The following is a 13,842-nucleotide window of genomic DNA, read 5'->3' on the forward strand; positions in this document are numbered from 1 at the left end:
TCGACTTTATTGATCGCCTTAGGTCGCTTTGCCGTAAATTCGGTGACTTTGCCGTAAATTCGGCACGATCTAAGTGAACCTCAGGGTTGGCGTGGGTATTGACGGTTGAAAAAAATGCACCCAAGGAGGTGCTATGTCCACGATTGACCTATGCCTTGTCGCCACCCGGCGCCCGGACCTGCTTGCCCAGACGCTGGCGAGCTTCCGGGACAAAATCTTTTCCAGGCTCGACCTGCGCGGCGCCTATCTCAATCTCGATCCGGTTTTCGGATCGGAGGAGGATCATCGTGCCTGCGTCGAGATATTCCGCAACCATTTCCCCGACGGAACCGTGTTCCAGCCCGAGAGCCCGGGCTTTTGTGCGGCCGTCGCGAAACTCTGGTCGGCCACCGGCGCCGACTACGTCTTCCACCTAGAGGACGACTGGATCTCGCTGAGGGACATGGGCGACGAACTGCTGGCGCCCTTCGCGGACCCGGCGATCAGCCAGGTCTCGTTCCACACGGCGGACCAGAACTGGAATATCCGCCGCAAGGGCCATTTCCATCGGCGCAACGAATACGCGTATCTGTTCGGGATCAAGATCCCGTTGTTTCGCACTTTCCCGAAATTCACGACGTCGCCGTCGATCCTTCGCGGCGACTTCGCGCGGCAATGCGCCGGCCTAATGGACCTCTCGCGTGATCCGGAAAAGCAGTTCTATTCGGGCGTCAACCCGGCGATGGAGGCCTATGTCGCCAGTCGCCGCAACTATATCTTCTCGCCCGAGGCGCAGCCGGTCATCAAGGATATGGGCCGGGAATGGCGCGAGCAACGCCGCATCCAGAAGGTGATCACCGACTCGACCTCGGTCTGGCGGCAAAGCGCCTAAGCGGCCGGGCCTGGACCGGATGGTTCGAAACGAAGCGATACAAGCGGGACGATGGCCCGCTTGTATCGGTGCCGTCACGCAGTCACGGCAGCGTCCTTGCGCTGAAAGCCCTTGCTCGCGACCATAAGGCTGCGCGTGTAATCTTCACCGATACGCCCGGCGACGAGGTCCGCCGAGGATAGGCGTTCGACGACACGCCCACCCTGCATCACCGCCAACCGATCGCACATATGGGTGACGACACCGAGATCGTGGCTGACCATGATGAAGGTCAGCTTATGGTCGCGCCGGACCTGTTCCAGGAGGTTCAAGACTTCCGCCTGGACCGAGGCGTCGAGCGCCGAAGTCGGCTCGTCGAGCAGCAGGATCGATGGTTCGAGGATCAGCGCCCGGGCGATCGCAACGCGCTGGCGCTGACCGCCCGACAGCTGGTGCGGATAACGGAAGCGGAAACCCGACCCGAGACCGACCTCGTCAAGCGCCTTCAGGATGCGCCGCTCGCCGTCGGCCACGCCGTGGATCGCCAGCGGCTCCAGCAATTGCCGGTCGATCGTCTGGCGCGGGTGCAGCGAGCCATAGGGATCTTGAAACACCATCTGCACGGCGCGGTAGAAGGCCTTGTCGCGCTTTGCCCCCTGCAGAACACGATCATGCACGCGAATGGTGCCGCCGGTGACGGGCGCGAGACCGGCGATCGCCCGAAGCAAGGTCGACTTGCCCGATCCGGACTCGCCGACGAGCCCGAAGGATTCGCCCGGCGCAATCTCGACGCTGACGTCGTTCAGCGCCTTGAACTCGTCATAGGTGACGGAAAGGTTCGAAACGGAAACGGCTGAGTTCATTGGGCCCACTCCGGCTTGCGGTCGAGAACCGGCAGAGGATGACGATCGGATCCGATCGCCGGCATGCAGTTCAGCAAACCTTGGGTATAGGGATGCTTGGCATTGGCAAGCTCGGACGCCGCCAGTTCCTCGACGATCCGGCCGGCATACATGACGATCACGCGGTCACAGAAGGACGACACGAGCCGCAGATCGTGCGACACGAAGACCAGACCCATGCCTCGATCGGCGACGAGCTTGTCGAGGATGCCAAGCACTTCGAGCTGTACCGTCACGTCGAGCGCCGAGGTCGGCTCGTCGGCGATCAAGAGTTCCGGCCCGGCGACCAGCATCATCGCGATCATCGCGCGCTGGCCCATGCCGCCCGAAACCTCGTGCGGGTAGAGATCGTAAACGCGCTTCGGATCACGGATCTGCACCGCGGCCAGCATGTCGAGTGCCCTCTCCCGGGCCTCGCCGCGGCTGACATTTTCGTGCTGCCTTAGCGTCTCGACGATCTGCCGGCCGATGCTCATCACCGGGTTCAACGAGTACTTGGGGTCCTGCAGGATCATCGCGATCCGCTTGCCCCTGAGATCCCGGCGGACCTTCGGCGATGCGGAGAGCAGGTCGATGCCGTCAAAGTTCAACTGCTTTGCCGTCACCTGCGCATGACCAGGCGTCAGCCCCATGATCGCCCGGCCGGTCTGCGACTTGCCGGAGCCGCTTTCGCCGACGATGCCGAGGCGTTCGCGGCCGAGCGTGAAGGAGACGCCGCGCACGGCCTCGACGAGGCCGGTGCGGGTCGGAAACGAGACCTTGAGATCTTCAACGGTCAGAAGCGCACTCATTGGCCGCTCTCCCGCGGATCGAGCGCGTCGCGCAGACCGTCGCCGAGCAGGTTGAAACCGAGGCTGACGATCAGGATCGCGATGCCGGGCATCGTTGCCACCCACCACTGGTCGAGGATGAAGCGGCGGCCCGAGGCGATCATCGCGCCCCATTCCGGCAGCGGCGGCTGCGCGCCGAGGCCGAGGAAGCCGAGGCCCGCGGCCGTCAGGATGATGCCGGCCATGTCGAGCGTGACACGCACGATCAACGACGACATGCACATCGGCATCACATGGCGGAAGACGATACGGATCGGCGATGCGCCCATGAGCTGCACGGCGGCGATGTAGTCGGAGTTGCGCACCGTCAGCGTCTCGGCGCGGGCGATACGCGCATAGGGTGGCCAGGAGGTGATGGCGATCGCGATGACGGCGTTCTCGATGCCCGGTCCGAGCGCTGCCACGAAGGCGAGCGCCAGAACCAGTTTCGGGAAGGCGAGGAAGATGTCGGTGATACGCATCAGCACTGCGTCGACCCATCCGCCAGCATAGCCGGCGACAGCGCCGACGATGAGCCCGACAGGTGCTGCGATGATCGCAACGAGAAGCACGACGGCAAGCGTCAGCCGCGAACCATGGATCAGCCGCGAGAGAATATCGCGGCCGAGATCGTCGGTGCCGAGCAGGTAGCCGGGGGTTCCCGGCGGCAGCAGACGGGCGTTGGCAAGATCCCCGATATAGGGCGAATGCGGCGCCAGGAAATCGGCGAAGGCGGCAACGAAGACCAACGCCAGCAGGATGAGCAGGCCGAGAACGGCGAGCTTGTTGGCCGCAAAACGCTGCCACGTCATATAGGCACGGCCAAGCCGGGCCTGGGTGCGCGACTGCGGGCGATCGGACAGCAGCCATTCGCGACGCGTCATCGCACGGGTTTCGGTAACGGTACTCATCGCTGGCGCGTCCTCGGGTCGAGCGTCCGGTAGAGAAGATCGGACAGGAGATTGATGCCGATGAAGACCGAACCGATGATGATGGTGCCACCAAGCACGGCGTTCATGTCGGCATTCTGCAGCGAGTTGGTGATATAGAGACCGAGACCTGGCCAGGCGAAGACGGTTTCCGTCAAGACCGAGCCCTCGAGCAGGCTGGCATAGGAGAGCGCAATCACCGTCACGAGCGGCACGGCCGCGTTCCGGAGCGCGTGGCCCCAGATGATCCGGGTCTCGGACAGGCCCTTGGCGCGCGCCGCGACGATGTACTCCTGCTGCAGCTCGTTGAGCATGAAGCTGCGGGTCATGCGGCTGATATAGGCGAGCGAGAAGTAGCCGAGCAGCGAGGCCGGCAGAATGATGTGGCGGAACACATCCCAGAGCACGTCCCACTGCCGCTGCCAGAGCGCGTCGAACAGGTAGAAGCCTGTGATCGGCGTGAACGTGTACTCGAACACGATATCGATACGGCCGGGATAGGCGACCCACTTCAGCCGCGCGTAGAACACCAGCAGCGACAGGAGCGCCAGCCAGAAGATCGGCACGGAATAGCCGACAAGGCCGATGACGCGCACGATCTGGTCGGCAATGCTGCCGCGCTTGACGGCCGCAAGTACGCCGAGCGGAACGCCGAACAGGGCGCCGATGAGCGTGCCGAGCGTCGCGAGCTCCATGGTCGCCGGGAAGACGCGGCGGATGTCGGTCATGACCGGATTGGTCGTCAGCACCGAAACGCCGAAGTCACCGGTCAGCGCCTGGCGGACATAGATGAAGAATTGTTGGTAGAGGGGCAGATTGAGCCCCATCGCCTCGCGCGTCCTTTCGACGACATGCGTCGGCGCCCGGTCGCCGAGAACGGCCAGAACCGGGTCGATCGGGATTACCCGGCCGATGAAAAAGGTGACGGCCAGAAGGCCGAGATAGGTGGTGACGACAACGACAAGAAAGCGCAGCACCGCTGCCACGATCTTACCGGGACGGGCGCGTTTGCGCCCGCCCACTGTCCCTGTTGCGCTCATGCTCAAGGGAACGATCCTTTCGGTTTATTCCTTCGAGACGGCTTATTCTTTGGTGATGCCGGCGACGAAGTTGGTGTCGAAGCTCGGACCGAGCTTCAGGCCCTTGACGTTGCCGCGGTAGCCGGCGACTTCGGTCTGCTGGAAGATGATGACGAACGGGCTTTCGCCCAGCACCGTCTTCTGCAGTTCCTTGTAGGTCTCCGCACGCTTGGCGCTGTCGCGCTCGAGCAGAGCGTCCTTGGTCTTCTTCGTCAGCTCCGGAACGTCCCAGGCATTGCGCCAGGCAAGGGTCTTGTTCTTGCCTTCGTCGGAGTTGTCAGGGTTGCTGGTGAAGGTTTCGGCGTTCGAGTTCGGGTCGAAATAGTCCATGCCCCACTGACCGATATACATGTCGTGGTTACGGGCACGATACTTCGTCAGCGTCTGCTTGCCGTCGCCAGGGATGATTTCGAGCTTCACGCCGGCCTGCCCCAGCGTCTGCTGGAAGGACTCGGCAATGCCGGTGACCGGCTGGCCGTTGCGAACGTCCATGGTGACGGTGAAGCCGTCGGCAAGGCCGGCCTTGGTCAGCAGTTCCTTCGCCTTGGCGACGTCGAGCTTGTAGGGGTTCTCGTCGAGTGCACCCAGAACGCCCTTCGGCAGGAAGCTCTGGTGGATCTCGCCGATGCCCTTGATGAGGGTCGAGCCGATGGCATCGTAGTCGACCAGATACTTGAACGCTTCGCGCACTTCGGGCTTGGCGAGGTTCGCATTCTTCTGGTTGAGGCTGATGTAGTAGACCGTGCCCTTCGGCGCGTTCGTGGTGGCGAGGTCGGCATTCTTCGAAACGGCGTCGAAATCGCCCGGCTCGAGGTTGCGTGCCACGTCGATATCGCCCGCTTCAAGCGCCAGGCGCTGGCCCGAGCTTTCCTTCATGTGGCGATAGATGACGCGAGCAAGCTTTGCCTGTTCGCCATAGTAGTTTTCGTTGCGCTCGAGAACGATGACTTCGTTGGCGCGCCATTCGCGCAGCTTGAACGGGCCCGAGCCGGCATAGCCGGTCTTCAGCCATTCATTGCCGAAGTCGTTGTCATACTTGTACTCGTCCGTCGGCGTGACCGGCTTGACGTTTTCGAGCACGAGCTTCTTGTCGAGCACGGCGCCCACGGTTGCCGTCAGGCAGTTCAAGACGAAGCTCGGCGCATAGGCCTGATCGACGGTGAAGACAAAGGTCTGCGCGTCCGTTGCCTTGGCCTTTTCCGTCACGTTGTCGCCCGTAAGGCCGAACTGGGTGAGGATGAAGGCCGGGCTCTTGTCGAGCTTCACGGCACGCTCGAAGGACCAAGCGACGTCTTCAGCGGTCACCGGATTGCCGGAAGCGAACTTCAGGCCGGGCTTCAGCTTGAACGTATAGGTCAGGCCGTCGTCGGACACGGTCCAGCTGTCGGCGAGGTCGCCGACGACCTTGGTCGTGTCGTTGATGTCGAGGCGCACCAGCATGCTGTAGGTGTTGCCGGTGATTTCGGCCGCGGTCAGCTCGAAGGCTTCGCCCGGATCCATGGTAATCACGTCGTCGATCGCAAAGGCTTCGACCAGCGTGTCCTTCGGCGTTTCCGCAAAGGCCGGTGCGGTTGCAGCCATCACCATGGCCAGCGCCGCAGAAGCCGTCAGAAGACGAAGACGTCCATTGAGCTTGTGCATCATGTTTGCAGTTCCCTCGTTTGCGCCCTTTTGGGCCCCTTCTTCATGGGTTCAGGCGGCCTCGTGCCAAGCCTGTCCCAGAACTCTCCACCAGTTCTCCCGGCATATCTTTGCCAGTTCGGCATCACCATATCCGGCGCTTCTGAGCGCCGCAACGAGCGCCTGACTACCGGCCGCATCAGAAATATCCTCGGGGATCGTTGCCCCGTCGAAATCCGACCCGAGTGCGACGCAGTCGATGCCCATGCGCTCGATGAGATAGTCGACATGGCGCACCATGTCGGAAAGCGGCGTTGCGGCATTTTCCTGGCCGTCGGCGCGCAGCATCGTCGTCGCATAATTGAGCCCCACGAGGCCCTTGCTTTCGCGGACGGCGTCGAGCTGCTTGTCGGTCAGGTTGCGCGCGACCGGGGTCAGCGCATGCGCATTCGAATGGCTGGCGACCAGCGGCTGGTCGGTGGTCTTCGCCACGTCCCAGAAGCCCTTCTCGGTGATGTGTGCAAGATCGATCAGAATGCCCAGACGGTTGCAGGTCCGCACGAGCTCGAAGCCGGCGTCCGTCAGTCCGGGTGCGGTGTCCGGAGACATCGGATAGGAGAACGGTACGCCATGACCGAAGACGTTGTGGCGGCTCCAGACCGGCCCGAGCGAACGCAGGCCAGCGGCATAGAACGTTTCGAGCGCGGAAAGATCGGCGCCGATCGCTTCGCAGCCTTCCATGTGGAGGACCGAGGCGAAGACGCCGGCCTCGACCGCTCTACGGATTTCGGCGGTCGACCGGCAGAGCTTCCACGCCCCTGCCCGGTCGAGGCGGACGGCGATATCGGCGAGCTCCATGGCGATCGCCAGCGACGGCAGGTGCTCGAGCGGTGCCGAAAGCGGCGTTTCGTAGTGACCGTTCTCGTTCGGCGGCTGCAGGACGAGATCTCCCGAGGGCACGTAGATTGCCGAGAGGCCACCAACGAGACCGCCCGCCTTGGCGCGCGGCGCATCGATATGGCCCTGGTCGATGCCGTCGACGAATTCGCGTACCGGGTCCTGGCCCTTCCGGGCGTTCTGCCACAGACGCAGAAGCACGTCGTTATGGCCATCGAAAACCGCCTGCATTCCTGAATTTCCTTATCATTTCAGGGAGATCGGACGGGCCGTTCGGGTCGCGTCCAGGGGAAAGTCGAAGCGATGCTAGTGAAAGCCCAAAGCCTTTTCAATGAATATCAGGGGGTTTTACCCAGGCCTGCCTGTAGCGAAATGTTGCATGATTGCCGCATAGCCGCTGGCAAACACGGTGCCGCAGGGCTTCGAACCCCAGCCAAGGGATGAAAACGCAGCGTTTCTCATGCAAGGAGAATGGCTTGGGCCCACGGATCGGGCCGACATGCTGCATGATGCGGCACAGGGAGGTTGGTGGTGCGTTCGTTTTCTCTTGCGGGCTCGGAGAGGCCCTGGGGCCGCATCGCTGCGACGCTTCTCCTGGCGGCCACACTTGCGGCCTGCGCCGGACGCCCCGTGGGCGTGCTCGTCCCTTCGGGCACGACGGGTGGCGCCTCCAAGGTCGATCTGCTGGTCGCAACCACCCGTGCTCCCTCCACCGAGCCGGGCGTGCTTTTTAGCGGCGAACGCTCAGCCGAGCTTTCGCTGACGGAAATTGCCGTCTCCATCCCGCCGGAAAAGAACCGCAAGGTCGGCCAGGTGCAATGGCCGACGAAGCTTCCCGCCAATCCGGAGCGGGATTTCTCCACCGTCAGCGTCACGCCGCTCAATCAGGGCAACGACGTGCAGAACTGGGTGAAAGGTCATCTGCCGAAAACCCGGCGCGTACTGATCTTCGTTCACGGCTTCAACAACCGCTACGAAGACGCCGTTTATCGTTTTGCCCAGATCGTGCACGACAGCGGCACCGATGTCGCGCCCGTCATCTTCACCTGGCCCTCGCGCGCCAGCATATTCGACTACAATTACGACAAGGAAAGCACCAACTATTCGCGCGACGCGCTGGAGGAACTGCTGCGGCGTGCCTCAAGCAATCCTGCTGTCGGCGAAATCACCGTCATGGCCCATTCCATGGGGTCGTGGGTGACGGTCGAGGCACTGCGCCAGATGGCAATCCGCGACGGACGCATCGCGCCCAAGATCACCGACGTCATCCTGGCGTCGCCCGACCTCGACGTCGACGTCTTCGGCCAGCAGATCCGCGCCATGGGTACGAAGCGCCCGAAGTTCACGCTGTTCGTATCGCGCGACGACCGGGCGCTGACCTTGTCGAGGCGTATCTCCGGCAATGTCGACCGCCTCGGCCAGATCGACCCGACCGCCGAGCCCTATCGCACTCAGCTGGAACAGGCCGGCATCAGCGTCATCGATCTGACAGCGCTGAAGGGCGGCGACAAGCTCAACCACGGGAAGTTCGCCGAAAGCCCCGAAGTCGTGCGCCTGCTTGGCAACCGGCTGATCGCCGGCCAGACCGTGACCGATTCCGATGTCGGTCTCGGCGAACGCATCGGCGCCGTCACGCTCGGCGCCACGCAGACGGTCGGCAATGCCGCGAGCCTGGCGGTTTCGACGCCGATCATGATCTTCGATCCCAACACCCGCAGGAACTACGATGGGCAGCTGCGGCGTCTCGGCCAATCGATGGAAAACACCGTCGGCTCGGCAGTGACCCCTTGGACACCGCCGGAAAGCGGGGGAGCCGCGAAAAGCAACACCCCCGACCGTCACTCTCGTTAGACGGGCAGCTCGCGCCGCTCGGCTTCCGTCACCGTCGCGAGGTCGAGCACTTTCTGCAGGTTCGCCGCATGGCGGAACCCGGGCTCCTCCGTCTTGCCCTTACGGACGGCGGCCACGAAGCGCTCGTAGTTCGTCGCGACGGTGCCCGCATCGACATCGCGCCAGGTCGCGGTTTCGACGTCCGCCCCGAGGCAGGCACGCAGCGTCGATCCATCGGGCGTGTGCACCACTTCGAGGGCACCCTTGTCGCCGTGTAGCCTCAGCCGAAGTTCGTTCAGATGCCCGGTCGCCCAGCGGCTGGCATGGACGACGCCCATGGCTCCGTTGCCGAACTCGGCCGTCATGACGAAGCTGTCATTGGCGTCGAGATCATACTCGCCGATGCGGTTATCAGGCGCCTTGTCGAAAGTCTTCAGTCGCGCGAAGACCCGGGCGGCGTCCGTGCCCGCGCCATAGCCGGCAAAGTCGAGAATGTGGATGCCGACATCGCCGAGCACGCCGTTCGAGCCGTGCTTCGTCGAGAGCCGCCACAGCCATTGCGATTCCGTCGCCCAGTCGCCCCAGGCCTTGGAAACGAGCCAGCTCTGCAGATAGGACGCTTCGAGGTGGCGCAGCTTGCCGACCTCGCCGGCAAGCACCATTGCGCGTGCCTTCTGCAGCGGCGCGACGTTGCGGTAGGTGAGGTTGACCATGGTCACAAGGCCGGAACGCTCGGCCGCTTCCGCCATCTCTGCCGCCTTGGCATAATTCTCGGCGAGCGGCTTTTCGCACAGCACATGCTTGCCGGCGGCAATGAGCGCCAGCGTCGTCGGGTGATGCGCCTTGTCGGGCGTCACGTTCGTCGCCGCATCGAACTTGCCCCAGGCGATCGCCTCGTCGAGCGAGGTGAAGGTCGCGGCAATGCCGTGCTTGTCGGCAAAAGCCTTGGCCCGGGCGGGATCGACATCGACAGCGCCGACCATCTCGACGCCTTCGATCTTGGCAAAGGCCTGGGCATGGCTGTTTGCCATGCCGCCGGTTCCTACAATGAGAAGACGCATGATGCTCACCTGTATCCTGCTTCGCCGGCCTGGTGCAGCCTGGGGCCGCGCTCGACGATCGGCTCCAGCGCCTTTTCGACCGGCACGTTTGGTGCGTCGTGGATCGCCGTGTAGCGGTTGTCGGCGTTGTAGGCCCACTTCACCGAATTGCGCAGCACCTTCTGGACATTGGCGTCGTGATAGGTCGGGTAGGTTTCGTGGCCGGGACGGAAATAGAAGATGTTGCCGGCACCGCGGCGCCAGGTCAGCCCCGAGCGGAACACTTCGCCGCCGGCAAACCACGAGATGAAGACGGTTTCGAGCGGCTCCGGCACCGAGAACTGCTCACCGTACATTTCCTCGTTCTCGAGCACGAAGTTCTCCTCGATGCCTTCGGCGATCGGGTGACGCGGATTGATCGCCCAGACGCGCTCACGCTCGCCTGCTTCGCGCCATTTCAGCGCGCAGGGCGTGCCCATCAGCCGCTTGAAGATCTTGGAGAAATGGCCGGAGTGCAGCACGATCAGGCCCATGCCCTCCCAGACGCGCTTGGCAACACGCTCGACGATCTCGTCGCTGACGGCGCCGTGGTCCTTGTGGCCCCACCAGAGAAGCACATCGGTGTTGGCAAGGCGCTCGACGCTCAGGCCATGTTCCGGCTCCTGCAGCGTCGCCGTCGTCGCCTCGATCGCAGCTTCCGTATTCAGCGCCGCCGCGATCGTATTGTGCATCCCGTTTGGATAGATGCTGCGGACGATTTCGTTGGTCTGCTCGTGAATATTCTCGCCCCAAACAACTGTTCTGATAGGCACGGTCATTCTCCTTGCGTGTTCGCCCGTTACGGGCCTGTCGTCTTACGATAGATGGGGCCGCCAGGAATTGGCGACCCCGAAGCTCTGGGTGTCTTCAGCTTGATCGGGGTCTGGTCAGGCAGCCCCTTTCATGGGTGCGCGGCCGAGAGCCTGCCCCGATGCATCGAAGCGGTGGATATTGCCGCCGAGCGGCGCGATGTGAATTGTCTCACCCGGCCGGTGATGCGAGGTGCCACCTTCCCGGACGATGACCGGTTCGCCAGCGCCGATATCGAGATAAATGTAGCTGTCGGACCCCAGCATTTCGGAATGCACCACCGTTCCCGACCATTGACCCCCACTCGCCTTGATCTCCAGATGCTCCGCTCGGATGCCGATCGTATGGGCATCGTAGGGCGCAGCCAGTGCGCCGGACAGAAAGTTCATCTTCGGTGAACCGATAAAGCCGGCGACGAAGACGGAGTTCGGGCTTTCATAGAGTTCGAGCGGCGTGCCGATCTGTTCGACCCGGCCATCCCGTAGCACGCAAATGCGATCGGCCAGTGTCATCGCCTCGACCTGGTCGTGGGTGACATAGATCAACGTCGTCTTGTGCATGCTGCGATGCAGCTTGGCGATCTCGATGCGGGTCGCAACGCGCAGCGCCGCATCGAGATTGGAGAGCGGCTCGTCGAAGAGAAAGACCTTGGGATCACGCACGATCGCCCGGCCGATCGCCACGCGCTGGCGCTGGCCGCCGGAGAGCTGCCGCGGCAGCCGCTGCAGATAGGGCGTCAGCTGCAGCATCTCGGCTGCCGCCTCGACGCGCTTCTTGCACTGCTCCTTGTCCTTGCCGGCAAGCTGCATGCCGAAGGACATGTTCTCGAATACCGTCATATGCGGGTAAAGCGCATAGGACTGGAACACCATCGCGATGCCGCGCTTCGACGGCGTCAACTGGTTGACCACCTGGCCGTCGAAGGACAGCGTGCCCGATGAGATGTCTTCGAGCCCGGCGATCAGCCGCAGCAACGTGGACTTGCCGCAGCCGGAGGGCCCGACGAAGACCATGAACTCGCCGGCCCGGATATCCATGCTGACGCCCTTGATCACCTCGAAGGCGCCGAAGGACTTGCGGATGTTGCGCAATTGAAGCTCTGCCATATTTACTCCCCTTATCCTTTGACGCCGCCGGCGGTGAGCCCGGAGATGATCCGCCGCTGAAAGATCAGCACGAGAACAACCAGTGGCACGGTGACGATGATCGATGCGGCCATGATGTTGCCCCACGGAATTTCGTACTGGCTGTTTCCCGAAAGCAGCGCGATCGCGACCGGCACCGTGCGCTGGCTGTCCGATGAGGTGAAGGTCAGCGCGAACAGGAACTCGTTCCAGGCGGCGATGAAGGCGAGCAGCCCCGTCGTCACCAGCGCCGGCCACATCAGCGGCATGAACACTCGGGTGATGATCACCCAGGGTGTGGCGCCATCGACGATCGCCGCTTCCTCGATCTCCACCGGCAGATCGCGCATGAAGGTGGTCAGCACCCAGACCGTGAACGGCAAGGTGAAGATCATGTAGGAAAAGATCAGCGCCAGGGGCGTGTTGAAGATGCCGACCGAGCGGATGAGTTCAAAAAGGCCGGCAAGCACCGCGATCTGCGGAAACATCGACACCGACAGGATCGTCAGAAGCAGGAGCCCGCGACCGCGGAACCGCACTCGCGCCAACGCATAGGCCGCGGTGACGGCCAGGAGCAACGACACGGCAACGACGATCGTTGCGACCAGCAGCGAATTGGCGAGGTTGCGCAGGAAGCCGCTGCTGGTGACGATGCCCGCGTAGTTGTCGAAGGAGATCTCGGTCGGCCAGTAGTCGACCCGAAACAGCGCCGTCCCGGATTTAAAGCTCGTCAGCACCGCATAGTAGAACGGGAAGACGGCCATGATGATGATGGCGGCAACGAGAGCGTAGAACGCCGTGCGCTTGGCAAGGGTGGCAACCATCAGCGCTCTCCTTCGAGATTGACGCGGCCGAACCACATGTAGGCGACGGTGATCGCCGCGATGATCAGGAACAGCATCGTCGAGGCCGCGGCGCCATAGGCGAACTTGTCGAAGTCGAACAGGTTTTCGCGCGCGAGCACCGACATCGTCTTGGTCTTCGCGTTGTTGGGCGTCAGCACATAGATGAGATCGAAGATGCGCAGCGCATCGAGCATGCGGAAGATCACCGCCACCATCAGCGCCGGCCGGATCAAGGGCAACGTCAACCGCCAGAAGACCTTGAGCGGATGCACGCCATCGATCTTGGCCGCCTCATAGATATCCGACGGTACCATCTGCAGGCCAGCCAGCATCAGGAGCGCCATGAACGGTGTCGTCTTCCAGACGTCGACGATCAAAACGGCGACCATCGCGGTCTCCGGATTGGCGGTCCAGGCGACCTTCTGGCTGATGAGGCCGAGGCCGAGCAGAAGATCGTTCAGGATGCCGAACTGGTCGTTGAGCATCCAGGCCCACATCTTGGCGGACACGATCGTCGGGATCGCCCAGGGAATCAGGATTGCGGCGCGCACCAGCCCGCGGCCCGGGAAATTCGCATTCAGGACCAGCGCGACGATCAGGCCGAGCACCGTCTCGATGGTGACGGAAACGGCCGAGAACTTCAGCGTGTTCCAGACGGCGTTCCACCAGGCCGGATCGGCAAGCAGGCCGTTATAGACGGTGCGCCCGCTCTTCAGCGTGATCCAGGAAAGGTAGTTCTTGAAGCCGACGAACTCGGCGCCTTCGAGGTTGGTCAGCGACGCATTGGTGAAGCTGAAATAGACTGTGCGAATGAGCGGCCAGCCGGCGACGAGTGCCAGCACCAGAAGCGTCGGTGCGAGAAAGATCCAGGCGGAGCGGATGCGCTCGGCGTTGAGATCGGAACGGATCCGGGCCTGCTGCCCAAGGGCGGAAGGCGGGTCTGCGACGGAAATGTCGGTCATGTCTGTACTCACCCTTGCCATTCGGCGCACGGCCGAGCGGTTGATCGGAGAGAAAAGGCGGTGGCTCGGTGGAGCGAAGGGAGGCTTGACAAGCACTCCCCTCGCC

The 13,842-nt window shown here is 62.9% G+C and carries 13 protein-coding genes; 2 read left to right on the forward strand and 11 right to left on the reverse strand.

Annotated features, from left to right (window positions below; translation table 11 throughout):
- The first annotated feature begins 133 nt into the window (after nt 1–133).
- Nucleotides 134–871: a hypothetical protein gene (locus IB263_RS12155; protein ID WP_246810996.1), complete on the forward strand. Its 738-nt coding sequence runs from the start codon at nt 134–136 to the stop codon at nt 869–871.
- Between the two features lie 74 nt (nt 872–945).
- Here IB263_RS12155 and IB263_RS12160 read toward each other — a convergent pair whose 3' ends face one another.
- Genes IB263_RS12160 through IB263_RS12185 form a run of 6 tightly spaced genes read right to left on the reverse strand, consistent with a single transcriptional unit; the run spans nt 946 to nt 7,317 of the window.
- Complete coding sequence (locus IB263_RS12160; protein ID WP_060518879.1) at nt 946–1,713, reverse strand: ABC transporter ATP-binding protein; 768 nt, start codon at nt 1,711–1,713, stop codon at nt 946–948.
- Nucleotides 1,710–2,543: an ABC transporter ATP-binding protein gene (locus tag IB263_RS12165; RefSeq protein WP_034793982.1), complete on the reverse strand. Its 834-nt coding sequence runs from the start codon at nt 2,541–2,543 to the stop codon at nt 1,710–1,712. The genes IB263_RS12160 and IB263_RS12165 overlap by 4 nt, the downstream gene beginning before the upstream one ends.
- Nucleotides 2,540–3,472, reverse strand: a complete 933-nt coding sequence (locus IB263_RS12170) for an ABC transporter permease (protein WP_034793984.1) — start codon at nt 3,470–3,472, stop codon at nt 2,540–2,542. The genes IB263_RS12165 and IB263_RS12170 overlap by 4 nt, the downstream gene beginning before the upstream one ends.
- The gene (locus tag IB263_RS12175; RefSeq protein WP_192438542.1) at nt 3,469–4,530 is read right to left on the reverse strand and encodes an ABC transporter permease; all 1,062 of its coding nucleotides are present in this window, start codon (nt 4,528–4,530) and stop codon (nt 3,469–3,471) included. Before IB263_RS12175 ends, IB263_RS12170 begins: the two co-directional genes overlap by 4 nt.
- A 42-nt stretch (nt 4,531–4,572) precedes the next feature.
- The gene (locus tag IB263_RS12180; protein ID WP_034793990.1) at nt 4,573–6,213 is read right to left on the reverse strand and encodes an ABC transporter substrate-binding protein; all 1,641 of its coding nucleotides are present in this window, start codon (nt 6,211–6,213) and stop codon (nt 4,573–4,575) included.
- 48 nt (nt 6,214–6,261) lie between these two features.
- Nucleotides 6,262–7,317, reverse strand: a complete 1,056-nt coding sequence (locus IB263_RS12185; protein ID WP_192438543.1) for a dipeptidase — start codon at nt 7,315–7,317, stop codon at nt 6,262–6,264.
- Nucleotides 7,318–7,662: 345 nt separating this feature from the next.
- Here IB263_RS12185 and IB263_RS12190 point away from each other — a divergent pair, with 345 nt between their 5' ends.
- Entirely contained in the window at nt 7,663–8,937 is a 1,275-nt protein-coding gene (locus IB263_RS12190) for an alpha/beta hydrolase (RefSeq protein WP_234798763.1), read from the forward strand.
- Here the strand turns inward: IB263_RS12190 and IB263_RS12195 are convergent.
- From IB263_RS12195 to IB263_RS12215, 5 genes are all read right to left on the reverse strand, one after another.
- Nucleotides 8,934–9,977 (reverse strand): Gfo/Idh/MocA family protein, encoded by a 1,044-nt coding sequence (locus tag IB263_RS12195; RefSeq protein ID WP_090298331.1) that lies wholly within the window; start codon nt 9,975–9,977, stop codon nt 8,934–8,936. The genes IB263_RS12190 and IB263_RS12195 overlap by 4 nt on opposite strands.
- Before the next feature lie 5 nt (nt 9,978–9,982).
- Nucleotides 9,983–10,774 carry a ThuA domain-containing protein gene (locus IB263_RS12200; RefSeq protein WP_180316456.1) on the reverse strand — a complete coding sequence of 264 codons (792 nt, stop codon included), beginning with the start codon at nt 10,772–10,774 and terminating at the stop codon, nt 9,983–9,985.
- Nucleotides 10,775–10,882: 108 nt separating this feature from the next.
- Nucleotides 10,883–11,911, reverse strand: a complete 1,029-nt coding sequence (locus IB263_RS12205; protein ID WP_192438544.1) for an ABC transporter ATP-binding protein — start codon at nt 11,909–11,911, stop codon at nt 10,883–10,885.
- Nucleotides 11,912–11,922: 11 nt separating this feature from the next.
- Nucleotides 11,923–12,753, reverse strand: coding sequence for a carbohydrate ABC transporter permease (locus IB263_RS12210; RefSeq protein ID WP_034794005.1), 831 nt, complete (start codon nt 12,751–12,753; stop codon nt 11,923–11,925).
- Nucleotides 12,753–13,736, reverse strand: coding sequence for a carbohydrate ABC transporter permease (locus tag IB263_RS12215; RefSeq protein ID WP_034794007.1), 984 nt, complete (start codon nt 13,734–13,736; stop codon nt 12,753–12,755). Before IB263_RS12215 ends, IB263_RS12210 begins: the two co-directional genes overlap by 1 nt.
- Nucleotides 13,737–13,842 lie beyond the last annotated feature (106 nt).

It is taken from the genome of Ensifer sp. ENS03 (genome assembly GCF_014852035.1).
Classification (GTDB): Bacteria; Pseudomonadota; Alphaproteobacteria; order Rhizobiales; family Rhizobiaceae; genus Ensifer; species Ensifer adhaerens.